At 72.9% G+C, this 22,454-nt stretch carries 19 protein-coding genes; 9 read left to right on the forward strand and 10 right to left on the reverse strand.

All coding sequences use genetic code 11. The annotated features are described in order from the left end of the window. Positions 1-11: 11 nt before the first annotated feature. Positions 12-812 carry a trehalose-phosphatase gene (gene otsB / locus FJR00_RS09205; protein WP_141338451.1) on the forward strand — a complete coding sequence of 267 codons (801 nt, stop codon included), beginning with the start codon at positions 12-14 and terminating at the stop codon, positions 810-812. A gap of 250 nt (positions 813-1,062) precedes the next feature. On the opposite strand, the gene FJR00_RS09210 is transcribed toward otsB, so the two are convergent. The 4 genes from FJR00_RS09210 to FJR00_RS09225 form a co-directional block, all read right to left on the reverse strand. Further along, positions 1,063-2,130: a LacI family DNA-binding transcriptional regulator gene (locus tag FJR00_RS09210; protein ID WP_141338452.1), complete on the reverse strand. Its 1,068-nt coding sequence runs from the start codon at positions 2,128-2,130 to the stop codon at positions 1,063-1,065. Next, entirely contained in the window at positions 2,127-3,062 is a 936-nt protein-coding gene (locus FJR00_RS09215) for a sugar ABC transporter permease (RefSeq protein ID WP_141338453.1), read from the reverse strand. Before FJR00_RS09215 ends, FJR00_RS09210 begins: the two co-directional genes overlap by 4 nt. Before the next feature lies 1 nt (position 3,063). Beyond that, positions 3,064-4,755, reverse strand: a complete 1,692-nt coding sequence (locus tag FJR00_RS09220; RefSeq protein ID WP_141338454.1) for an ABC transporter permease subunit — start codon at positions 4,753-4,755, stop codon at positions 3,064-3,066. Between the two features lie 149 nt (positions 4,756-4,904). Then, the gene (locus FJR00_RS09225; RefSeq protein WP_141338455.1) at positions 4,905-6,260 is read right to left on the reverse strand and encodes a sugar ABC transporter substrate-binding protein; all 1,356 of its coding nucleotides are present in this window, start codon (positions 6,258-6,260) and stop codon (positions 4,905-4,907) included. Positions 6,261-6,586: 326 nt separating this feature from the next. Here FJR00_RS09225 and FJR00_RS09230 point away from each other — a divergent pair, with 326 nt between their 5' ends. Beyond that, complete coding sequence (locus FJR00_RS09230) at positions 6,587-7,669, forward strand: ABC transporter ATP-binding protein (protein WP_141338456.1); 1,083 nt, start codon at positions 6,587-6,589, stop codon at positions 7,667-7,669. Positions 7,670-7,759: 90 nt separating this feature from the next. Next, positions 7,760-8,923 (forward strand): cytochrome P450, encoded by a 1,164-nt coding sequence (locus tag FJR00_RS09235; RefSeq protein ID WP_141338457.1) that lies wholly within the window; start codon positions 7,760-7,762, stop codon positions 8,921-8,923. A 27-nt stretch (positions 8,924-8,950) separates the two neighbouring features. Here FJR00_RS09235 and FJR00_RS15980 read toward each other — a convergent pair whose 3' ends face one another. Both FJR00_RS15980 and FJR00_RS09245 read right to left on the reverse strand, forming a co-directional pair. Then, positions 8,951-9,556 (reverse strand): TetR/AcrR family transcriptional regulator, encoded by a 606-nt coding sequence (locus FJR00_RS15980; protein ID WP_202876628.1) that lies wholly within the window; start codon positions 9,554-9,556, stop codon positions 8,951-8,953. Positions 9,557-9,569: 13 nt separating this feature from the next. Then, positions 9,570-12,254: an MMPL family transporter gene (locus tag FJR00_RS09245; RefSeq protein ID WP_181409566.1), complete on the reverse strand. Its 2,685-nt coding sequence runs from the start codon at positions 12,252-12,254 to the stop codon at positions 9,570-9,572. A 133-nt stretch (positions 12,255-12,387) separates the two neighbouring features. Between FJR00_RS09245 and FJR00_RS09250 the strand changes: the two genes are divergently transcribed. The 4 genes from FJR00_RS09250 to FJR00_RS09265 all read left to right on the forward strand — a co-directional run bounded on the left by FJR00_RS09250 (position 12,388) and on the right by FJR00_RS09265 (position 15,963). Then, positions 12,388-13,077 (forward strand): FMN-binding negative transcriptional regulator, encoded by a 690-nt coding sequence (locus FJR00_RS09250; RefSeq protein WP_141338459.1) that lies wholly within the window; start codon positions 12,388-12,390, stop codon positions 13,075-13,077. Between the two features lie 66 nt (positions 13,078-13,143). Beyond that, on the forward strand, positions 13,144-14,391 hold the full coding sequence (locus FJR00_RS09255; RefSeq protein ID WP_075957098.1) for a DUF4032 domain-containing protein: 1,248 nt from the start codon (positions 13,144-13,146) through the stop codon (positions 14,389-14,391). 142 nt (positions 14,392-14,533) lie between these two features. Further along, on the forward strand, positions 14,534-14,983 hold the full coding sequence (locus tag FJR00_RS09260; protein WP_238330408.1) for a transporter substrate-binding domain-containing protein: 450 nt from the start codon (positions 14,534-14,536) through the stop codon (positions 14,981-14,983). After that, positions 14,980-15,963, forward strand: coding sequence for a cation diffusion facilitator family transporter (locus tag FJR00_RS09265; protein WP_238330409.1), 984 nt, complete (start codon positions 14,980-14,982; stop codon positions 15,961-15,963). Before FJR00_RS09260 ends, FJR00_RS09265 begins: the two co-directional genes overlap by 4 nt. Before the next feature lie 8 nt (positions 15,964-15,971). Here the strand turns inward: FJR00_RS09265 and rlmB are convergent, their stop codons facing one another. Both rlmB and cysS read right to left on the reverse strand, forming a co-directional pair. Beyond that, on the reverse strand, positions 15,972-16,937 hold the full coding sequence (gene rlmB / locus FJR00_RS09270) for a 23S rRNA (guanosine(2251)-2'-O)-methyltransferase RlmB (RefSeq protein ID WP_141338461.1): 966 nt from the start codon (positions 16,935-16,937) through the stop codon (positions 15,972-15,974). Positions 16,938-16,954: 17 nt separating this feature from the next. Then, entirely contained in the window at positions 16,955-18,409 is a 1,455-nt protein-coding gene (cysS, locus tag FJR00_RS09275) for a cysteine--tRNA ligase (protein ID WP_141338462.1), read from the reverse strand. Between the two features lie 321 nt (positions 18,410-18,730). Between cysS and FJR00_RS09280 the strand changes: the two genes are divergently transcribed. Together FJR00_RS09280 and FJR00_RS09285 are read left to right on the forward strand one after the other, a co-directional pair. After that, positions 18,731-19,729 (forward strand): type IV toxin-antitoxin system AbiEi family antitoxin domain-containing protein, encoded by a 999-nt coding sequence (locus FJR00_RS09280; RefSeq protein WP_181409567.1) that lies wholly within the window; start codon positions 18,731-18,733, stop codon positions 19,727-19,729. Positions 19,730-19,940: 211 nt separating this feature from the next. Beyond that, positions 19,941-20,600, forward strand: a complete 660-nt coding sequence (locus FJR00_RS09285; protein ID WP_181409568.1) for a GOLPH3/VPS74 family protein — start codon at positions 19,941-19,943, stop codon at positions 20,598-20,600. 16 nt (positions 20,601-20,616) lie between these two features. Here FJR00_RS09285 and FJR00_RS09290 read toward each other — a convergent pair whose 3' ends face one another. After that, positions 20,617-21,243, reverse strand: coding sequence for an MBL fold metallo-hydrolase (locus FJR00_RS09290; RefSeq protein ID WP_141338465.1), 627 nt, complete (start codon positions 21,241-21,243; stop codon positions 20,617-20,619). Further along, positions 21,240-22,403, reverse strand: coding sequence for an S-(hydroxymethyl)mycothiol dehydrogenase (locus FJR00_RS09295; protein ID WP_141338466.1), 1,164 nt, complete (start codon positions 22,401-22,403; stop codon positions 21,240-21,242). Before FJR00_RS09295 ends, FJR00_RS09290 begins: the two co-directional genes overlap by 4 nt. Between the last annotated feature and the right edge of the window lie 51 nt (positions 22,404-22,454).

The raw sequence follows: 22,454 nt of genomic DNA on the forward strand, positions 1-22,454 counted from the left end.
CAGGAGCCGTCATGAGTCTGCCCCCGCCGCTCGCCGAGGCCGTCGGCAGCTTCGCCGCCCTGCCCCGGGTCCTCGTGGCGACCGACTTCGACGGGGCGCTGGCCCCGCTCGTGCTCGACCCGGACGACTCCCGCCCCGTCGAGGGGGGTATGGAGTCGCTCAGGGCGATCGCCGACCTGCCCGGGACCACGGTCGCCCTCGTGTCCGGCCGGGCGCTGGAGCCGCTGCGTGCGCTGTCCGGCGCCACCGACCCGCTCCTGCTCGTGGGCAGCCACGGCGCCGAGGACTCCCGGCACCCCGACGGGCTGGCGCTCGACGAGGAGCAGCGCGCACTGCTCGAGACGCTGGACGGCGATCTGCGCGCCGTGGTCGAGCGGCACCCGGGGACGCGCATCGAGGAGAAGCCGGCCGGGCGGGTGCTGCACACCAGGGGGCTGGACCCGCAGGCGGGGGCCGCCGCCCTGGAGTCGGCCCGCGCTCTCGGCGAGCGGCATCCCGCGCTCGTGGTCACCCCCGGCAAGGAGGTCGTCGAGCTGGCCGTCGCGCACGTCGGGAAGGGCACCGCGCTCGTCGCCCTCGCCGACGAGCTCGGCGTGGACGCCGTGTTCTACGCCGGGGACGACCTGACCGACGAGCAGGGCTTCGCCGCGCTGGCCGACGACCCGGACCGGGAGCGTGCCGGTCGCCGGCTGACCGTCCGGGTGGGCGACGGCGAGACGTCCGCGCAGTTCCGCGTGCCCGACGAGCGGGCCCTCGTCGAGGTTTTCCGGGCCATCGAGGCCGCCCGGCGGGAGCAGCGGCCGGCCGAGTGACCTGGCGTGTCCCGCACCTCGCCGAAATCCCACCGCCGTCCCACCGCCGGCGTGTCCCGCACACTGCTGAACCCCACCGCCTGCGGGTCGCGCACATCCAGACCCCCCCACTGCCGGCGTGTCGCGCACCGGTGCAGGACACGTGCTGCACAAACCGCGCCAGGGGCCGCGACACGCCGCAACGGGATCGGCACAGTGCGCGACACGCCGAGGCGGGGCCGGCCGGCGACCTCCGGCGCTCCGGCGGGAGTCAGTCCCGGGGCGGGGCCGCCGTGGAGCGGCGCAGGATGAGCTCGGGCTCGAAGAGGTACTCCCGGTGCTGGACCGTCTCGCCGGCGATCTCCTCCATGACGGCCCCGACCGCCGCGGTGGACATGCCCGGGACGTCCATCCGGACGGTCGTCAGGGGTGGGTCCACGAACGACATGAACGGTACGTCGTCGGCCCCGACGACCGAGAGGTCCTCGGGGATGCGCAGCCCCAGCTGACGGGCGGCGCGCAGGACGCCCAGCGCCATGACGTCGGAGCCGGCGACGATGGCGGTCGCCCCCGCCTCGACGAGCTGCCGGGTCGCCGACGCGCCGCCCTCCACGGTGAAGAAGGTCGTGCGCACCAGCCCCTCGGCGTCGACGCCCTCGAGGCCGTCCATGGCCTCCAGGAACCCCTCGACCCGTCGCTGGACCGGCACGTAGCGCGCCGGCCCGGTGGCGAACCCGATGCGGGTGTGGCCCAGGTCGCGCAGGTGCCCCACCGACAGGTGCATCGTGCCCCGGTCGTCATGGCTGACGAAGGTCGCCTCGACCCCCTCCCGGAAGCCGTTGACCAGCGAGATGGGCAGACCCCGGTCGCGCAGCCGGGTGTAGCGCTCGATCCCGGCGCGCGAGTCCGCGTGGTAGCCGCTGACGAACACGATGGCCGAGACTCCTCGGTCCAGCAGCATCTGGACGTACTCGTCCTCGTGCACACCGCCCGGCGTCTGCGTGCAGAGCACCGGGGTGTAGCCGGCCGCGGCCAGGTGGGTCTCGATGTACTGCGCGAACAGCGGGAAGACCGGGTTCGTCAGCTCGGGGACGACCAGGCCGACGAGCCCGGCGCTGCTGCGGCGCAGCTTGCTCGGCCGCTCGTACCCGAGCACGTCGAGGGCGGTGAGCACGGACTGCCGGGTGCCGGACGCCACGCCGGGCTTGTCGTTGAGGACGCGGCTGACGGTGGCCTCGCTGACCCCGGCGTAGGCCGCCAGGTCGGCCAGACGACCCCGGCTCCCACCGGCCTCGCCGGTGCCGGCGCGGCGGGCCGGAGAAGCCGGCGTAGTCGTCACTTCACCGCGCCGGAGGTCAACCCGCCGATGAGCTGCTTCTGCAGGGAGAGGTAGACCAGCACCGGCGGGATGGAGGCGACCAGGGCACCGGCGCTGAACATGCCGAAGTAGCGGTTGCGGTCGGCCATGTTCAGCGAGTACAGACCGACGCCGAGGGTCCGCTGGTCCTGGTCCAGCAGGAAGATGCTGGCCAGGAGGAACTCGCCCCACAGCATGACGAAGGCCAGGATGCCGACGGTCGCCAGGATCGGCGCCACCAGGCGCAGGGTCATCGTGAAGAAGATCCGGGCGTGGCTGGCGCCGTCCATCTTGGCGGCCTCGTCCATCTCCTTGGGGATGGTGTCGAAGTAGCCCTTGAGCAGCCACACGTTGGCCCCCATCGCCCCGCCCAGGTAGACCAGCAGCAGGCCCCACAGGGTGTTCAGACCCACGGCCGGCAGGACCTCACCGATCCGCAGGAACATGACGTAGAGCGCCGGGAAGGCCAGCAGCGCCGGGAACATCTGTGCCAGCAGCAGCCCCATGAGGCCCGGCCGGCGGCCCGACCAGCGCAGGCGGGAGAAGGCGTAGGCCGCGGCCGCGCCGATGAAGACCTGGAAGACCGTGCCCAGGCCGGCCACGATGAGGCTGTTGCGGAACCAGGTCCAGAACGGGAAGGTCGTCGAGGCGAAGAGGTCGGAGAAGTTCTTCCCGGAGAAGTGCTGCGGGATCGGCGAGGACGCGCTCAGCGTGCCCGCCGGGTTCAGCGCCGCGGACAGGATGAACATCACCGGGAACAACGCCCACACGAGGGCGACGATCGCCAGCGCGTGCCGCCACCACACGCCCGACCGGGGCTTGGACACGGCGCTCGCGGCAGCCTTCTTGCTCTCGGGCACCGGCGCGGGGGCGTTGGCGTCGGCGGCGGGGGTCTCGGCCGTGGGCTGAGTCATCTCAGTTCACCTCTTCCAGGGCCGCGGACTGGCGGAACCCGATGTAGCTGATGGCACCGACGAGCATGAAGATCACGATGCTCACCGCGGACGCCAGCCCGATGTTGGGCTGCCCGGACTCCAGCGCCAGCCGGTAGGCGAAGTTGATGAGCAGGTCGGTGTTGCCGACGAGGCTGTTGCCCGAGTCGAAGGGTCCGCCCCGCGTCACCAGGTAGATCAACGTGAAGTTGTTGAAGTTGAAGGCGAAGCTGGCCACGAGCAGCGGACCGACGGCCACGAGCAGCAGCGGCATCGTCACCGACACCAGGGTGCGCACGGGGCCCGCGCCGTCGACCGCTGCGGCCTCCTTGACGTCGTTGGGGATCGACTGCAGCGCCCCGGTCGTGATGAGGAACATGTAGGGGAAGCCCAGCCACAGGTTGGTGATGAGCAGCGCCGCCCGGGCCGCCCACGGGTCGCCGAGCCAGTTGACGTTGAGCCCGGTGACCTCGTTGATGAGGCCGAACTGCTGGTTGAACATCGCCGCCCAGACCAGGCCCGTCACGAAGATCGGCAGCGCGTAGGGCAGGATCAGCAGCGACCGGTAGATCCCCTTGCCCTTGAGCCGCGGGTCGTTGAACAGCAGCGCGAGCAGCATGCCGAGGATGAACGTGCTGGCGACGCTGAGCAGCGGGAAGGCCAGGTTCCACAGGAAGATCTTCAGGAAGCCGCCCCGGAAGGTCGGGTCGGTGAAGATCGTCAGGAAGTTGTCGAAGCCGACGTTCTCGGTCCACCCGGCGGGCAGCACCGCGCCCTGGCCGTCCTCGGGGACGAAGTTGCCGTCCTGGGCCACGTAGCGCTTGCCCTCGGCGGTGACCATGACGTCGTTCTCCTCGTCGTAGGAGATCGTGGGCTGCCCCACGAACGCCTGCGAGGTGGTGGCCGGCTTGACCGCGGCCCCGTCCTCCCCGACGGGCACGGCGAAGTCCTGGACCTCCTGGGCCCGCTGGTTGGCCTCCATGAGGTTGAGCACCCGGTAGCCGGGCGCCGCGCCGATGGTGCCGTTGCCGCGCACCTCCACGCCCTCGGCGGCCAGCGGCTCCAGCCCCTCCTCGGTGCCGACGAACAGCTGGAAGCCGTCGGCGGTGACGTTCTCGCCGAGCTCGGCGGCGCCGATCCCCTCCTCGGCGCCCTCCTCGAGCTCGCCGGCGTCCTCGGCCGGGGGCACGGTCAGCAGCAGCGACAGCTCGCCGTTCTGCACCGTCGCACCCTCGGGCACGGCGACCGACATCCCGTAGCGGGGGGCGTCTGGGTCCTGGCGCACCGACTGCGCCTGGATCGCCGAGATCGCCTCCTCCTTGGACAGGGTGTGCCCGTCGCCGTAGTTGGTGAAGGCGGTGGCTGCCGTGTAGACGATCGGCCACATCTGGAACAGCAGCAGCAGGATCAGGCCGGGCAGCAGGTACTTCAGCGGGATGAACCGCCGCGTCGAGTAGACGACCAGCACGGACATGGCGATGAACGCCACGACGATGACGATGAGCCAGGCGCCGGCCTCGATCGCCTGCTGGGCCGCGTAGGCCAGCACGCCGATCGTCAGCGCGATCAGCACCCACCTGGTCACGGTCACCCACACGGGCGTGTGGGCCACCTCGCTGACGTGCGGGTCCTGCGGCGGGCCGGACCGGGACGGGTCGGCGACGGTCTGGGACATCGATGTCTCCTCGAGGACGGTCCGGAGGGGGAGGTATGCCGTGCGGTCGCGCCCCGGGAGGTGCGCACGCACGGCATACCACGCCCCGCCGGTGCGGGTGGGCGCCCCGGACCGGGACACCCACCCGCGGTGGCGGGATCAGGCCGGGGTCAGAGCGCGGCCTCGACCTCGGACTGGGCGGTCGCCAGGCGCTCGGCCGGGTCGTCGCCGGTGGCGATGTCCGCGGTGGCCTTGCCCAGCGGGCCCCAGACGGCGTTCATCTGCGGGATGTTCGGCATCGGGGTGCCACCCTCGGCGGCCTGGCCCCAGGCCTCGATGTCGGTGTTGCCCTGGGAGACCTCGTCGTAGGCCTCGACGAGCGCCGGCGGACGGTCACCGGCCTCGTACAGGGCGACCTGCACGTCGGGACGGCTCACGTACTCCTGCACGAAGGTCTGCGCGATCTGCGGGTTCTTCGACTCGGCGGAGACGTAGAAGCCCTGGACGCCCAGGAACGGGGTGGTCTCGCCGCCGTCCTCGAAGTCCGGGATCGAGGTGATCTCGTAGTCGATGCCGGCGTCGACGATCTGCTGGATCGCCCACGGGCCGGAGACGAGGAAGGCGGTGCTCTCCTCGACGAACTGCGGGATGGCGTTCGAGGCGTCGATGCTGACGCTGAGCGCCTCCTCCTCGGCCAGCCAGGCGATCTTCTCGCCGCCCTGGACAGTCTCCTCGGAGTCGATGATGACCTCGGTGGAGTCGAAGCCGCCCTCCTCCAGCACCGGGAAGATGCCGCCGCCGTAGGCCGCCAGGTAGGGGTACATGGAGTAGGCGTTGCCCTCCTGGCCCAGCTCCTGGGCCATGACGAGCTCGGCCTCGCCGTCGGCGACCAGCTGCTGGCCGGTCTCGACGAGGGCCTCCATCGAGGCGGGCTCCTCGGGCGCCAGGGCGGTGTTGCGGATGAGCGCGAGGGACTCCACGGAGTAGGGCACGCCGTAGGTCTGGCCCTCGTAGGTGAACGCCTCGACCGACTCCGGGGTGAACTGGCCCGCGAGGTCGGAGGAGAGCTGGACCGGGGCGACGACGTTGTTCTGGACGAGCTCGCCCAGCCAGTCGTGCGCGCCGACCGCGATGTCCGGGCCGGCGCCGGCGCCGACGGAGTCCTTGAACTGCTCGCGCAGGTTCTCGTTGGCGACCACCTGGAGGGTCACCGGCACGCCGGTCTCCTCCTCGAAGGTGACGGCGACGTCCTCGAGCGCCGCGGCGCGCAGGTCGTCGGCCCAGATGACGAGGCTGGTGCCGTCGCTGGCAGCGGGGGCGGCACCCTCGGAGGTGGCGGCGGCGTCTTCACCGGCCGCGGCGTCCTCTGTCTCGGTGGCGGTGTCGTCCTCGGCGGCCGCGTCGTCCTCGGCGGTCTCCTCGGCGGCGGTGGTGGGCTCGTCGGCCGTGTCCGCGGTGTCGCCGCAGGCGGACAGCAGCAGGGCCGCCGCACTGGCGATGGCGACCGCTCCGGTCGTGCGCTTCATGGTTCTCCTTCGAACTGGGTGGTCCCCGGCCGTGGCACCTCTGACGGCCACGACGCCGGTACACGACGACCCGGAGACCGAGCCGTGACGTACGCGATCAGTATGGGGCCGTGACGAGCGGCATGCAAAATCTTGCAACGCCCGTCCCGGGCTCCGTGCTAGCGTGAGGTCCGTCACCGGCAAGGGCGCCGTGCACGCCATACCTCACCGTCTGTCGTGGGCACCCGCCGCCGGAGGCACCGCACGACGCCCGCCCGCGCCCGCGGACGGGTTCCTTTACGACGGATCGTCCGGCACGTACCTGCCGGTGAAGGAAAGGCACACAGATGGCAACAGTGACGTACGACGAGGCCACCCGCGTCTACCCCGGGGCCGACACGCCCTCGGTCGACAAGCTCAACATCGAGATCGCGGACGGTGAGTTCCTCGTCCTCGTGGGCCCCTCGGGCTGCGGCAAGTCGACCTCCCTCCGCATGCTGGCCGGCCTGGAGGAGGTGAACGGCGGACGCATCCTCATCGGCGACCGCGACGTCACCCACATGCCGCCCAAGGACCGCGACGTGGCGATGGTCTTCCAGAACTACGCGCTCTACCCGCACATGACGGTCGCCGACAACATGGGGTTCGCCCTGAAGATCGCCGGCAAGCCGAAGGCGGAGATCCGCGAGCGGGTGGAGGAGGCCGCCAAGATCCTCGACCTGACCGACTACCTCGAGCGCAAGCCCAAGGCCCTCTCCGGCGGCCAGCGCCAGCGCGTCGCCATGGGCCGCGCGATCGTGCGCCAACCGCAGGTCTTCCTCATGGACGAGCCGCTGTCCAACCTGGACGCCAAGCTGCGCGTGCAGACCCGCACCCAGATCGCCTCGCTGCAGCGGCGCCTGGGCGTCACCACGGTCTACGTCACCCACGACCAGGTCGAGGCCATGACGATGGGCGACCGCGTGGCGGTCCTCAAGGACGGCATCCTGCAGCAGGTCGACGCGCCGCGGCACATGTACGACCACCCCAACAACGTCTTCGTCGCCGGCTTCATCGGCTCCCCCGCGATGAACCTCATGACCGTCCCGGTCGCCGACGGCGGCGTCAAGCTGGGCGACTACGTGCACCCGGTCGACCGCGAGACCCTGTCCAAGGCCGGCAGCGAGGTCGTCCTCGGCGTGCGGCCCGAGGACGTGGCGATCTCCGACTCCGGCCGCGGCCTGCCGATCGAGGTGGACGTGGTCGAGGAGCTCGGGGCCGACGCCTACATCTACGGCGAGCTGCCCGGTGCCGGGATCGACGACAAGCCGTTCATCGCCCGCGTCGACGGCCGTACCCCGCCGAAGAAGGGCGAGATCGTGCACTTCCAGCCCAAGGGCGAGCACCTGCACCTCTTCCACGCGGAGACCGGCGAGCGCATCAGCGACTGAGCACCGGCCCGGGGGCAGCCGCCCCGGGGTGCGACGAGGGCCGGGCGGTGGCAGCCGCCCGGCCCTCGCGCGTCCGGCTACCGTGGCCGCATGGCCGAGATCCCGACGTGGGCGCCCCTGTCCGAGGAGGTCCTGGCGGACCAGCGCGCGCACTACGACGAGCGGCGGCGGGCCTGCCCGGTGGCCCGCTCGCCCCGTGGCGTCACCGTCCTCCGGCACGCGGACGTGGTGGCCGTGGCGCAGGACCCCGCGACCTTCTCCTCGGGCGCCTCTGTCTTCCGGTCGGTGCCGAACACGATGGACCCGCCGGAGCACACGGCGTACCGCTCCCTCGTGGACGCCTTCTTCACCCGGGAGCGGATGGCCGCCCTCGAGCCGGAGGTCCGACGGATCGCCCGGGCCGTCGTCGCCGGGCTGGGGGACCGCACCGACGCGGTCACCGGGCTCGGCCGGCGCTTCGCCGTGCACGCCCAGACCTCCTGGCTCGGCTGGACCGGCCAGGAGGACCGGCTGGTGCGGTGGATGTCGGCCAACCACGACGCCGCCCGGTCGGCCGACCGCGGGCGCACGGCGGCGGTCGCCGCCGAGTTCGACGAGCTCGTCGCCGAGCAGGTGGCCCTGCGCCGGGCCGCCGGCGACGACGCCCCCGACGACCCGACGACCGAGCTGCTGCACGCCGTCGTGGACGGGCGGCCGCTGACCGATGCCGAGATCGTCTCCGTCCTGCGCAACTGGACCGCCGGCGACCTGGGGTCGATCGCCGCGTCGCTGGGTGTGGTCGTGCACTTCCTGGCCAGCTCCCCCGAGGTCCAGCACGAGCTGCGGCAGGTCGCCCTGGGCGGGCAGGGGTCGGCGGCGGACGAGCTGGCCGCCGCGGTGGACGAGATGCTGCGGATCGACGACCCCTTCCTCGTCAACCGCCGGGTCGTGACCCGACCCGCGCAGGTCGGCGGCTTCGACCTGCGGCCCGGCGAACGCGTCTACCTCAACTGGACCTCGGCCAACCGGGACGAGTCGGTCTTCGGCGACCCCGACGCCTACCGGCCCACCGAGAACGCGGCCCAGAACCTGGTGTGGGGCACCGGGGTCCACGTCTGTCCCGGCCGTCCGCTGGCGACCATGGAGCTGGTCGTCGTCCTGACGGAGCTGCTGAGGGCCACCCGGCAGGTCGTGCCCGACCCCGACCGTAGACCGGTGCGTGAGACCTACCCCGTCGGCGGCTGGGCGCACGTGCCGGTCGTCCTGCGGCGCTGAGCAACCCCGTCCTGAGCGACCCCGCGCTCAGCCCAGGCCGGCGGCCAGCCTGGCGAAGACCTCGTCCAGGCTCCGGTGCACCGACGCCAGCGGATGCTCCTGGCCCGCCGCGTCCCGGAGGGCCGCGCGCTCGGGGAAGTGCGTCGACACGACCCCGAAGAGGGCCCCCATCACCATGACGAGGTCCAGCTGGACGGAGGCGTCCGACAACCCCATGGTGGCCCGCAGGTGGGCGCCGGTCGTCGTCCAGATCCGCCACTGCGCGTCGCGCCAGTAGGGCACCAGCTGCGGGTGCGCCCGGCACAGCTGCTCCATGGCGGCGAAGATCGCCGGGAACTCCCCGGAGAACTGGTGGTCCACGAGGGAGCGCACCGCGACGAGCAGGTCCGCCTCCGGGGGTGGGACCCAGCTGGCCAGCCCGTCCCGGACCGTCTCGACCACGACGGCGGCGACCGCCTCCTCCTTGCGGTCGAAGTAGTTGGAGAACGTGCGGCGGGAGACGCCGACCCGGTCGGTGACGTCGGCGACGGTGACCGCGTCGAACCCCCGGTCCCGGACGAGGTCGAAGGTGGCCCGGGCCAGCGCCCGGCGGGTGGCCGCCCGCTTCGTCTCCCGCAGCCCCTGCTCGCTCATCGGTCCCAGGATGTCACGGCGCTGCCGCGGGGACGGGGGACCGGTCGACGGGGGCGGCCACGTCGTCGTGCCCGAGCCGGCTGCCCTCGACGTCGATCCGGGGCAGCACCCGGTCCAGCCACCGGGGGATCCACCAGACCCGCTCCCCGGTGGCCGCCATGACCGCCGGCAGGAGGGTCAGCCGGACGAGGAAGGCGTCGAGCAGGATGCCGGCGGCGAGCGTGAAGCCGAACTGGCGGACCATCACGTCGTCGGTGAGCACGAACACGGCGAAGATCGACACCATGATGACGGCCGCGGCCACCACCACCCGGGAGGCGTGGACGAAGCCGCTGCGGACCGCCTCCTCGGCGGAGGCCCCGTGGACGTGGTCCTCCCGCATCGAGGTCCCCACGAAGACCTGGTAGTCCATCGCCAGGCCGTAGAGGATGCCGGTGGCCATGATCGGCAGGAAGCTGAGCACCACGCCGGGGCGGTCGACGCCGGCGAGCCAGCCCAGGCTGGCGTCGCCGAAGACCGCAGTCGTCAGGCCGAAGGTGGCGGCGATCGTCAGCAGGAAGCCGGCCGTGGCCACCAGCGGGACGGCCACCGAGCGGAAGACGAGGAGCAGCAGCACCAGCGAGAGCCCCACGACGACGGCCAGGTAGTCGGGGACGGCGTCGGCCAGCCGCTCGGACAGGTCGATGTTGATGGCGGCCAGCCCCGTCACCCCGACGTCCCCGCCCACGTCGAGCGTCCCGGGGTCGCGCAGCCGGTGCACGAGCTCCTCCGTGCTCGCGGCCGTGGGGCCCTCGACCGGGGTCACCGCGTAGATCTCCAGCGACCCGTCCTCGCTGAGCCCTCTCACCGACGCGTTGGCGACGCCGGGCACGTCCGCCAGCTGGTCCACGGTGCCGCCCAGCCGGTCCAGGTCGGCCTCCTGGGGGCCGTCGCGCTGGACCGTGACGACCAGCGGGCCGTTGGCCCCCTCCCCCAGGGCCTGGCTGGTCAGGTCGTCGTTGGTCCGTTCCGGCGAGCCCACGGCCGCCGCCCCGCCGGAGGGCATCCCCAGCCGCAGGCCCTGCACGGGCACGGCCGCCAGGGCCATCACCCCGACGACGAGCAGGACGGTGACCCAGGGACGGGCGGTGACGGTGCCTACCCACCAGGCGGCCGGGCCGGTGCGCTCCGGGGCCGGGCGGTGAGTCCCGGCACGCCGGGCCCGGGCGCCGACGACGCGCTCGCCGACGAGCCCCAGGAGGGCCGGCAGGGCGGTGATCGAGACGAGCACGGCGAGCGCGACGGTGACCGCCGCCACCAACGCCATCGTGCTGACGAAGCCGATGTCCACGACGAGCAGACCCAGCAGCGCCACGATCACGGTCAGGCCCGCGAAGACCACGGCCGACCCGGCGGTCCCCACGGCCCGCGCGGCGGCGGCGTGCGCGTCGGGCCGGGGGTCCTCGGTCAGGATGAAGGACCGCTGCCTGTGCACGATGAACAGGGCGTAGTCGATCCCCACGGCCAGACCGATCATCAGCGCCAGCACCGGGGTGGTCGAGGTCATCTGGTAGTGCTCGGACAGCCCGAAGGCGCCACCCACCCCGACCACCACGCCGACCAGCGCCGTGAGGATGGGCAGCCCGGCGGCGACCAGCGACCCGAGGGTCAGCACCAGCACCACAGCGGCCACCGCCAGGCCGACCGCCTCGTGGCCACCGACCGGGGGCTCGAGCGGCTGCAGGGAGGCGCTGGGGTATTCCGACACGCCCACCTGCCCCACCGCGTCGCCGATGGCCTCGGTCACCTCCTCCCCGGCGCCGTCGGGTAGGTCGTCCAGCTGCTCGGTCAGCTGCAGGGTGACCACGGCGACGGTCCCGTCGTCGCCGACCCGCACGTCGGGCACCGTCGTCCCGTCGACCTCCAGCAGCCGCCCCTCGGGCGCCGGCCCCTCCTGCAGCTCGGCCAGGTCGGCGAGGACCTCGTCCACCTGCTCGTCCACCTGCTGGTCCAGGCGGTCCCGGGCCGACTCCTCCCCGCCGAGGAGCTCCCCCGAGCCGCCCAGGCTCGCGCCCAGGGTGCTGGCGACCGCGGGGTCGGCCTCCATCAGCGTGCCGAGCTGCGCCGAGAGCTCGTCGACCCCGTCCACCCGCTCGGCCGGGCCGGCCTCCCGCAGTGCCGTCACCCGGGCCCCGACGTCGGCGAGGGCCTCCTGCCGTGCGGCAAGCTGCTGGGCGGGGACCTGGTCGGCCTGCCCGGCCAGCGACCCCTCCACGGAGGCCAGCCCCTCCTCCAGGTCGGCCAGCGCGGCGTCCAGCTCGTCGGCCATCGCCTGCTCGGCCCGCGTCGCCACGGTCGCGTGCAGCTCGTTCCGCTCCTCCTCGGCGAGCGCCGCCCTGTCCACGACGTGACCGGTGGAGACCGCGTCCTCCAGGCCGGTCACGACGGCCTGCGCCCGGTCCCCCTCGTCGAGGCGTCCGCCGTCGTCCGCCCGGAGCACGACCGTGCCCTGCGTGCCTCCCGCCTCGGGCAGCTGCGCGGCCACGGCGCCGAGGACCTCCTGCGCCGGGGTCCCCTCCACCTCGATGCTCGTGGAGATGTCCGGGTCCGCGGTGCGGACCAGGGCGACCACGCCGCCGACCACGAGCGCCCACACCAGCAGCACCAGCAGCGGACGACGGTAGGCCCAGGAACCCAGCCGGGCGAGGACACGGGACATGAGGAACCTTCCGGGGACGCGGTGGCGGCGGGTCGCCGCGTCGTCACCGTACAGAAATCTTGCCCATTGGGCAATCTTGCTCATTGTGAACCTCTGTGGCGGGGTACGGGACGCGGGCGTCTACGCTGGTCGGGTGCACGTCCCCGACCACTTCGCCCTTCCCGAGGACCGGCTGCTCGCGCTGCTGGCCGCGCCGCGGGCCGGCAACCTCGTCACGGTCCACGCCGACGGGCCCCTGGCCACCTTCGTCCCGTTCCACCTGGAGCGGGACGAGGAGGGCACGGCCAGGCTCGTCACCCACCTGGTCGCCAACAACCCGCAGCTGGCCACGCCGACGACCGGGCCGGCGATGGTCCTGCTCGACATCACCGACACCTACGTCTCGCCGCGCTGGTACGCCACCAACGACGTGCAGCCCAACGTCCCGACCTGGGACTACGTGACGATCCACGCCTGGGGGCCGCTCCACGTCGACCGCTCCCCCGCGCGGGCGCTCGAGGTGGCCCGGCGGCTGAGCTCCCGGACGGGGGACGGCGACGTCGTGGACGCGGTCGGCGAGGACAAGCTCGCCGCGATGTCCCGGGCCATCCGGGCGGTCGAGGTGCGGGTGGACCGGCTCCAGGGCAAGGCGAAGATGAGCCAGAACCGGCACCCCGACGACGTGCGCAGCGTGCTCGCCCACGTCGAGGAGCACGGGCCGTCCGAGGTCGCCGACTACCTGCGCGAGGTCAGCCTGCCCCACGCGGAGGAGCGCTTCGCCACCATCCGACGGCTGTCCCGCCAGCACCGCGTCCCCGCGCACCGTCAGGGATCGGCCCTCTAGGACCGTCCCGACCGTCCCCGGACCGGTCCGCACCCGCCGAGGGGCGCGGCGGCATACCCTCGTCCCATGGCCCTCGACATCACCGCCCTCGCGCCGGATCCGGCCCTGCTGGACCTGCCGTGGGAGGTGCCGCTGGAGGAGTGGCCCGAGCACCACCTGGCCGCCCTCCCCCGGGGCATCTCCCGCCACGTCGTCCGGTTCGTGCGGCTGTCCGGCGGGGTGCTGGCGGTCAAGGAGATCAGCGAGCCGCTGGCCCGCCGCGAGTTCCAGACGCTCCGCAACCTGCGTCGCCTGGACCAGCCGGTGGTCGAGCCCCTCGGGGTGGTCTCGGGCCGGGTCGACGCCGACGGCAACGCCCTGGACGCCTGCCTGATCACCCGGCACCTGAAGTTCTCGCTGCCCTACCGGGCCGTCTTCTCCCAGCGGCTGCGCCCGGACACCGCCCGGCGCACGCTGGACGCGCTGGCCGTCCTGCTCGTGCGGCTGCACCTGGCCGGCTGCTTCTGGGGGGACGTGTCGCTGTCCAACACGTTGTTCCGCCGCGACGCCGGCGAGTACGCCGCCTACCTCGTCGACGCCGAGACCGCCGAGCTGCACCCGACGCTGTCCGACGGGCAGCGCGAGCACGACCTGTTCATCGCCCACGGCAACATCGCCGGGGAGCTGATGGACCTGGAGGCCGGCGGCCAGCTCGACGAGGGCGAGGACCCGATCGAGATCGCCAACCTCATCATGCACCGCTACGACCTGCTGTGGAACGAGCTGACCAGCGAGGAGCGCTTCGAGCGCGGCGACCGCTGGCGGGTCGACGAGCGGATCCGGCGGCTGAACAACCTCGGCTTCGACGTCGACGAGCTGGAGATGAGCACCGACGTCGACGGCACCCACATCCGGCTGCAGCCCAAGGTCGTCGACGCCGGCCACCACTCCCGCCGCCTGATGCACCTCACCGGCCTGGACGTGGAGGAGAACCAGGCGCGCCGCCTGCTCAACGACCTCGACTCCTACCGGGCCGCGACCGACCGGCAGAGCGACGACGAGGACGTGGTCGCCCACGAGTGGCTGAGCCGGGTCTACGAGCCGGTCACCCGCTCGGTGCCCCGCGAGCTGCGGTCCAAGCTGGAGCCGGCGGAGTTCTTCCACGAGATCCTCGAGCACCGGTGGTACCTGTCCGAGCAGGCCGGCCACGACACCCCGATCGAGGACGCCGTGCGCGACTACCTGGAGACCGTGCTGCCCTCCCGGCCGGACGAGGTGGCGGTCGTCGGCGTGGACACCCAGGAGATCCCGATCCAGGCCCAGCTGGAGGACTGAGGCCGTCGGCGGCTGTCCGGCCGGGCCCGGCCGGCCGACACTGCACGGCCCCGTCCGAGGTGCGCCGCCGACGGATCGGCGGATACTCGGACCCATGGGCGCCGTCGGGCACAGACACAGGGGTCCCTCCGCGGTGGTGGCGATGCTCGCCTCCACCGTGGTCGCGGGGTGCGGGCTGCAGATCCCGACCGACCCGGACCGGACGCTCGCGCAGGTGCGCGCCACCGGTGAGCTGCGCGTCGGCGTCTCGCCGCACCCACCCTTCACCACCCTGCCACCGGCTCCGGGTGGTGAACCCGGGGGCGACGAGGTGGTCCTGGTCCGGAGGTTCGCGGAGGAGCAGGGCGCCGAGGCCCTGTTCGTCGTCGACGGCGAGGAGGCGCTCGTCACGCTCCTGGAGAGGGGTGAGCTGGACGTCATGGTGGGCGGCCTGTCCTCCCGGTCCCCGTGGTCGACGAAGGTGGCGCTGACCCGGCCCTACACGCGGACGCAGGAGGAGGGTCGCACCGTCAAGCACGTCATGGCCGTCGTCCGCGGGGAGAACGCCCTGCTCAGCGAGCTGGAGCGCTTCCTGGACGAGGAGTCGTCGTGACGTCCCGGGTGGGCGCCTACTTCGGCTCGACCGAGCTGCCCGGCGAGCAGCAGGCGGCGCTCCGGCGTGCCCGGCGGCTGGAATGGATCTCGCTGGCCTACCTGGGCACCGGTGTCGTCCTCGTCGCCCTCGTCATGGGCAGCTCGCAGGCGATGAAGGCCGCGTGGATCGAGGACATGCTCTCGCTGATCCCCCCGATCGCCTTCCTCGTCGCGACCCGTGCGGCCGCGCGACACCCGGACCGGGACTACCCCTTCGGCCGGCACCGGTCGGTGGCGGTGGGTCACCTGGTCGCCTCCGTCGCCCTGCTGACGATGGGCGTCTTCCTGCTCTACGACTCCGGCTCGGGGCTGCTGACGGCGGACCACCCGCCCATCGGCACCATGCAGCTGTTCGGCCGGACCTTCTGGGCGGGCTGGCCGATGGTGGCCGTCATGGTCTACACGGGGATCGGACCGGTGGTTCTGGGCCGGATGAAGGTGCCTCTGGCCGAGCAGCTCCACGACAAGGTGCTGCACGCCGACGCCGACATGAACAAGGCCGACTGGATGACGTCCGGCGGCGCCATCCTCGGTGTGCTGGGGATCGGCATCGGCCTGTGGTGGGCCGACGCCGCGGCCGCCCTGTTCATCGCGGCGAGCATCCTGCGGGACGGCTGGGGCAACGTCCAGCACGCCGTCACCGGCCTCATGGACAGGACGGCCCGCACCGTCGACGACGCCGCGGAGCACCCTCTCGTGGGGCGGGTGGAGGACTACCTGGACAGCCGCCCCTGGGTGCGGGCCCACGACACCAGGGTGCGCGACATGGGCCACGTCTTCCACGTGGAGGTGCGTTTCGTCCCCGTCGGGGGGACGGTGGATATGGCCCGGATCCACCAGACCGTGGAGGACCTGCGGGCCATGGACTGGAAGCTCGACGACATCACCGTGGCGCCGGTCCGCTCGCTCGCCGAGGGGGAGGCGGACCAGCAGGTCTGACCCTCCGGTCAGCGCAGCCGGCGGGAGCGGGACACCTCGTAGAGCGCCACGGCGGTGGCGATGCCGGCGTTGAGCGACTCGGTGACCGCCGCGATCGGGATCGAGACGATCTGGTCGCAGGTCTCGCGCACGAGCCGCGACAGACCCTTGCCCTCGGAGCCGACGACGATGACCAGCGGCTGGTCGGCCAGCTCCAGGCCGGGCAGCTCGACGTCCCCGTCGCCGTCCAGCCCGACGACGAAGAAGCCCGCCTTGCGGTAGGCCTCCAGCGCCCGGGTGAGGTTGGTCGCCTGGGCCACGGGCACCCGCGCCGCCGCGCCGGCCGAGGTCTTCCAGGCGGCCGCGGTCATCCCGGCCGACCTCCGGGCCGGCACCACGACGCCGTGCCCGCCGAACGCCCCGACCGAGCGCACGACGGCGCCCAGGTTGCGCGGGTCGGTGATGCCGTCGAGCGCCACGATGAGCGGGGTGCCGGGCAGCTCGACGTGGAGCAGGTCCTCGGGGTGGGCGTACTCGTAGGGAGGCACCTGCAGGGCCAGTCCCTGGTGCACCGCCCCGTCGGTGAGCCGGTCGAGCTCGGTGCGCGGCGCCTCCAGCACGGCGATCCCCCGCTCGGTGGCCAGGGTGATGCTCTCCTTGACCCGGTCGTCGCTCTCCATCCGCGACCCCACGTAGAGCGTGCTGCCCGGCACGTGCGTGCGCAGCGCCTCGAGCACGCTGTTGCGGCCGGTGACGATCTCGGTCGACCCTCCGCGACCCGGCCCGGAGCGTCGCCCCCCTGCCGGTCGGCCGCCGCCGGTCCTGCTCGCGGCGCTGCCGGACCTGCGGCGCGCCGCCGGGTGGCCGACCCGCTCCTCCGCCTTGGGGGTCGGCCCCCGGCCCTGGAGCTGCTTGCGGCGCTGGCCGCCGGAGCCGACGACCATCCCCTTCTTGTTGCTGGTGCGCGCGTTGCGGCGCTGCTGGTTGCCGGCCATGGTGTCTCGTCCTTCGTTCAGCGCAGCGACCAGCGGGCGCCGGCCGGGGTGTCCTCGATGACCACGCCGAGCGTGGTCAGGTGGTCGCGGATGGCGTCCGCGGTCGCGAAGTCCTTCTCGGCCCGGGCCTGGGCCCGCGCGTCCAGCCGGTCCTGCACCAGAGCCGCCAGCACCTCCATGCCACGGTCGTCCTCGCGGGACCCGCCGCCCCAGGAGGGGTCGAGCGGGTTGGTGCCGAGCACGTCGAGCATCGCCAGCAGCTGCAGGAGGGTATGCCGCAGCGCCTGCGTGCCCGTCCCGGCACCGGCGTCGAGGGCGCGGTTGCCGTCGCGGACGGTGCCGAAGACGACCGCGAGGGCCTCCGGCACGTTGAGGTCGTCGTCGAGGGCGGCCCGGAAGTCGGTCGGGAAGGCCTCGTCGGCCGGCAGCGCGCGGGACGCCTCGAGCAGGTCCTCGGCGGCCTCGCCGAGCACCTCCCGGGCGCGCACGACATACCCCTCGATCCGCTCGACCGCGGCGAGCGCCTCGGTGAGGCTGTCGTCGCCGTACTCGATCGTGGACCGGTAGTGCGCGGCGCCGAGGTAGTGGCGCAGCACGAGCGGGCGCACGGTCTTCGTCAGCTCGGTGACGGCCAGGGCGTTGCCCAGCGACTTGCCCATCTTGGCGCCCTTGACGGTGACCCAGGCGTTGTGCAGCCAGTAGCGGGCGAAGTCGAGACCGGCGGCGCGGGACTGGGCCTGCTCGTTCTCGTGGTGCGGGAAGCGCAGGTCGACGCCGCCGCCGTGGATGTCGAAGGCGTCGCCGAGGTACTTGCGCGCCATGGCCGAGCACTCCAGGTGCCAGCCCGGGCGGCCGCGGCCGTACGGCGCCGGCCACGAGGCCGTCTCCGGCTCGCCGTCCTTGTGCCCCTTCCACAGGGCGAAGTCGCGGGGATCGCGCTTGCCCCGGGGGTCGGCGTCCTCGGCCGGCTCCATGTCCTCCAGCTTCTGCCGGGTCAGCGAGCCGTAGTCCGGCCAGGAGCGCACGTCGAAGTAGACGTCGCCGCTGCCGTCCTCCGCGGCGTAGGCGTGGCCCCGCTCGACGAGCGCGCGCACCAGCTCCAGCTGCTCGGTGATGTGCCCGGTCGCCCGCGGCTCGTAGGTCGGCGGGAGCACGCCCAGCAGCTCGAGGGCCCGGGTGGTCGCGCGCTCGTTCTCGTAGGACCAGGCCCACCAGGGGCGTCCGGCCTCGGCGGCCTTGGTGAGGATCTTGTCGTCGATGTCGGTGACGTTGCGGATGAGCGTGACGTCGTAGCCGTGCCCCCGCTCCAGCCACCGCCGCAGGACGTCGAAGGCCACCGCGAACCGGACGTGCCCGATGTGCGGGCTGCCCTGCGTGGTGAGCCCGCAGATGTACATGCCCACCCGTCCGGCCTCGAGCGGCTCGAACGGCCGCAGCTGCCGGGTGGCGGTGTCGAAGAGGTGCAGGCTCACCCGCTCAAGGGTACCGGCGCCTCCCACGCCTGCCGACCTCCTCGCCAGCGGCCGCCTCGGGCCGACGGTGGGCCGGCGGACCGCCCTCGGTCCGCCAGGCGCCCAGCCTCCCCGGCCAGGAGCCCCGCCTCCCAGCCTCCCCGGCCAGGACAAGGTTGTGCACCACGTGCACCGTCGAGAACGTCGTCTGCGGCGCACAACCTTGTCCAGCCGCGTGCTGTGTCCGTCCCCATGCTCCAGGCGTCGGACAGGATCTGGCGGTCGCTGCCCGCCTGTGGACGACGCCGGAGCCCCCGACCGCGGACGCGACACACTCGGGGCATGTCCGAGGGGATCACGCAGCTGGTGCAGATGCAGGGCGGCGTGGCCAGCACCCGTGAGCTGCTGCGCGCCGGCTTCTCCCGCCGCTCGGTCGAGGCCATGGTGCGCCGTGGGGAGCTGGTCCGCGTCCGCCGGGACGCTGTCGTCCTCGCGAGCGCGCTGGCCGGCTCGACCCCGTGGGAGAAACGCGAACTGGTGGCCCGTGCCGTCGGACGCAGTCTCGCGCCCGCCCCGGCGGAGGCTGGGCCGACCCACGCCCTGAGCCACGAGAGCGCATTGATGGTGCACGGACTGCCCTACGCCGGCGAGGACGGGTTCGTCCACCTGGTCCGCACGGACGGTCGCAGGGGCCGGAAGGACGGCACGATCTGGGTGCACCGTCCCCTCGACGCCCGGTGGACGGACGAACGGGACGGCCTCGTGCTGGTGACGCCCACGGTGGCAGCGCTGCAGGTGGCGGCGACGCACGGCGGCGAGGCAGGCCTGGTCGCCGTGGACGGCGTCCTGCACGCGGCACGGGAGCAGGACCCGAAGGCTGCCGGTGGCCAGGAGGGCCTTGCCGTCACCCGGGTCAGGGAGGAGATCGCGGAGGCGCTGGAGGGAGGATTCGGGCGATCCACCCCGACCGTACGACTCGTCGTCGACCTGGCCGACGGCCGTAGCGAGTCCGCCGGTGAGAGCCGCACCCGGTGGCTGGTCCACCTCCTCGGGCTCGGCCCCTGCATCCCGCAGTTCGTGGTCCACGACGGCGACCGGTTGGTGACGATCGTCGACCTCAAGCTGGCCCGCTGGGACGTGCTCGTCGAGTTCGACGGGACCGGCAAGTACACCGGCCACGAGGCCCTCCTCGCCGAGAAGGACAGGGAGGACAGGCTCCGGACGCTCGGCTACGAGGTGGTCCGCATCCGGTGGGCCGACCTCGCCCGGCCTCAGCTGATCCGTCGTCGGTTGCTCGAGGCCATCGCCCGGGCCGAGTCCCGGGCGACCCGGATCGGCTGAGGCGACCGGACCACGTCAGGACAACGTTGTGCACCGGATGCGTGGTTCTCGGCGTCGCATCCGGTGCACAACCTTGTCCCTCACTGCCCCGCCCCGCCCCGCGGTACGTCCGCCACCCGCTTGGCCTCGTCCCAGAGTCGGAGCCGGCCGGGCCGACGCCTCCGTCGGCGGACCGATGCGCCGCCGGGTGCGCACGGCATACCGTCGAGACATGCTCATCGCCGAAGAACTGCTCCTCGTCGGGACCTCCCCCGAGGGCCGCAACCTGCTGGGCAGCTCCCGGACGCTCGTCCTCGGCGGCGCGCTGCTGACCGAGCTGGCCCTGCGCGAACGTCTGGACGTCGACGGGCGCAAGCGGCTGCGGGTCCTGGACGGTGGCACGATCGGCGAGCCCCTGCTCGACGAGGCCCTGGTCCGCTTCGCCGAGCGGGAGGGCAAGAAGCCCAAGGACGCGCTCGACCGGGTGGGCAAGAAGCTCCAGCAGCCCCTGCTGGACAGCCTCGTCCGGCGCGAGCTGGTGCGCCCCGAACCGGTCAAGGCCCTCGGGCTCACGCTGACGACCCGCTGGCCGGTCCTCATGAGCGGCCCGCGCGACGCCGTGGTCGGCGACCTCGCCACCGTCGTCACGGGCGCCCGCGAGCCGGACTCCCGCACCGGCGCGCTGATCTCGCTCCTGCACGCCGTCGACGCCCTGCCCAAGGTGCTGACCACGGAGATGCGGCCCGGGATGACCAACGGCGAGGTCAAGCGGCGTGGCAAGGAGATCAGCAAGGGACGCTGGGCGCCGGAGGCCGTGGCCACGGCGGTGGCGGAGCTCAACACCGCCATGATGGCGGCCGTGATGGCCGGCGGGGCCGCGAGCTCGAGCTGACGACCACCGCCCGGGCTCAGTGACCCCGGTCGAGCCACTCCTGACGGTGCGGCTCCTCCGCGCCGATCGTCGTGGTCCCGCCGTGCCCGGTGTGCACGACGGTCTCCTCCGGCAGGACGAGGAGCTTGTCGGTGATCGATGCCACGATCGTGGGGAAGTCGCTGAACGAGCGTCCCGTCGCCCCGGGGCCGCCCTCGAAGAGGGTGTCCCCGGAGAACACCACGCCCAGCTCCGGCACGTGGAAGCAGCAGGCGCCCGGGCTGTGACCAGGCGTGTGCAGCACGTGCAGGGTGACCCCGGCGACCTCGAACGTCATGCCGTCGGACAGCTCCCCTCCGGGCGCGATGTCGTGCACCCGGTCCCACAGCATCCGGTCCTCGGGGTGCAGGTATGTCGTGGCTCCCGTGCGACGGGCCACCTCCGGGGCGGCGTCGATGTGGTCGTCGTGCCCGTGGGTCAGCAGCAGGGCCCGGACCGTCCGGCCGCCGACCGCGTCGACCACCACGTCCGCGTCGTGGGGGGCGTCGACGACGATGCACTCCTCGTCGTCGCCGATCACCCACACGTTGTTGTCGACCTCCCAGGTGCCGCCGTCGAGGCTGAAGGTGCCGGTGGTCACGGCGTGGTCGATGCGGGCGGTCATGCGGAGGCCTCCTCGGTGGTGGTCGTCGTGGTCGTGCCGGTCTGCCGTCCGCGGGCCGCGGCGGCCGTCTCGTCGACGATGACGACGGAGCGCAGCACGTCGCCGGCGTGCATCTTCTCGAACGCGGCCTCGACGTCGCCCAGTCCGATCGTCTCGCTGACGAAGTCGTCGAGGTTGAACCGGCCCTGGCGGTAGAGGTCGATAAGCATGGGGAAGTCGCGCGAGGGCAGGGCGTCGCCGTACCAGCTGGACTTCAGCGCACCGCCGCGGCCGAACACGTCGAGCAGCGGCAGGGTGATCTCCATCTCGGGCGTGGGGACGCCGACGAGCACGACGGTGCCGGCGAGGTCGCGGGCGTAGAACGCCTGCTTGTAGGTCTCCGGACGGCCCACCGCGTCGACGACGACGTCCGCGCCGACCCCGCCGGTGAGCTCCTGGATCGCGGTCACGGGGTCGGTGCCCGAGGAGTTGACGGTGTGGGTGGCCCCGAAGCCGCGGGCCGCCTCCAGCTTCCGGTCGTCGATGTCGACCGCGATGATCGTGGTGGCGCCGGCCAGCCGGGCCCCCGCGATGGCGGCGTCGCCCACCCCGCCGCAGCCGATGACGGCGACCGAGTCGCCGCGGGTGACGTTGCCGGTGTTGACCGCCGCGCCGAAGCCCGCCATGACGCCGCAGCCGAGCAGACCCGCGGCGACCGCGGGAGCCTCCCGGTCGACCTTGGTGCACTGGCCGGCGTGCACGAGGGTCTTCTCGATGAAGGCGCCGATGCCCAGCGCGGGCGTCAGCTCGGTGCCGTCCTCGGCCAGGGTCATCCTCTGGCTCGCGTTGTGCGTGTTGAAGCAGTACCACGGCTTGCCCTTGGCGCACGCGCGGCAGTGCCCGCAGACGGCGCGCCAGTTGAGGACGACGTAGTCCCCGGGCTCGACGTCGGTGACGCCCTCCCCGACGGCCTCCACGGTGCCGGCGGCCTCGTGCCCCAGCAGGAACGGGAAGTCGTCGTTGATGCCGCCCTCGCGGTAGTGCAGGTCGGTGTGGCAGACGCCGCAGGCCTCGATCTTCACCACGGCCTCGCCGGGGCCCGGGTCGGGCACGACGACGTCGACGACCTCGACGTCGGCTCCCTTGCTGCGGGCGATGACACCCTTGACGGTGCTGGGCACGACAACCTCCTGGTCACGGGGAACGGTGCCCCCAGCCAACCCGGCGGCGGG

It is taken from the genome of Ornithinimicrobium kibberense (assembly GCF_006519705.1).
GTDB lineage: Bacteria > Actinomycetota > Actinomycetes > Actinomycetales > Dermatophilaceae > Ornithinicoccus > Ornithinicoccus kibberensis.

Coding starts and splice junctions, on each gene's coding strand:
- FJR00_RS09220 (WP_141338454.1), bottom strand. CDS start 4,755: ATGTCCCAGACCGTCGCCGACCCGTCCCGGTCCGGCCCGCCGCAGGAC.
- rlmB (WP_141338461.1), bottom strand. CDS start 16,937: ATGGCCGGCAACCAGCAGCGCCGCAACGCGCGCACCAGCAACAAGAAG.
- FJR00_RS09225 (WP_141338455.1), bottom strand. CDS start 6,260: ATGAAGCGCACGACCGGAGCGGTCGCCATCGCCAGTGCGGCGGCCCTG.
- FJR00_RS09255 (WP_075957098.1), top strand. CDS start 13,144: ATGGCCCTCGACATCACCGCCCTCGCGCCGGATCCGGCCCTGCTGGAC.
- FJR00_RS09215 (WP_141338453.1), bottom strand. CDS start 3,062: ATGACTCAGCCCACGGCCGAGACCCCCGCCGCCGACGCCAACGCCCCC.
- FJR00_RS15980 (WP_202876628.1), bottom strand. CDS start 9,556: ATGAGCGAGCAGGGGCTGCGGGAGACGAAGCGGGCGGCCACCCGCCGG.
- FJR00_RS09230 (WP_141338456.1), top strand. CDS start 6,587: ATGGCAACAGTGACGTACGACGAGGCCACCCGCGTCTACCCCGGGGCC.
- FJR00_RS09285 (WP_181409568.1), top strand. CDS start 19,941: ATGCTCATCGCCGAAGAACTGCTCCTCGTCGGGACCTCCCCCGAGGGC.
- FJR00_RS09245 (WP_181409566.1), bottom strand. CDS start 12,254: ATGTCCCGTGTCCTCGCCCGGCTGGGTTCCTGGGCCTACCGTCGTCCG.
- FJR00_RS09280 (WP_181409567.1), top strand. CDS start 18,731: ATGTCCGAGGGGATCACGCAGCTGGTGCAGATGCAGGGCGGCGTGGCC.
- FJR00_RS09260 (WP_238330408.1), top strand. CDS start 14,534: ATGCTCGCCTCCACCGTGGTCGCGGGGTGCGGGCTGCAGATCCCGACC.
- FJR00_RS09290 (WP_141338465.1), bottom strand. CDS start 21,243: ATGACCGCCCGCATCGACCACGCCGTGACCACCGGCACCTTCAGCCTC.
- FJR00_RS09235 (WP_141338457.1), top strand. CDS start 7,760: ATGGCCGAGATCCCGACGTGGGCGCCCCTGTCCGAGGAGGTCCTGGCG.
- otsB (WP_141338451.1), top strand. CDS start 12: ATGAGTCTGCCCCCGCCGCTCGCCGAGGCCGTCGGCAGCTTCGCCGCC.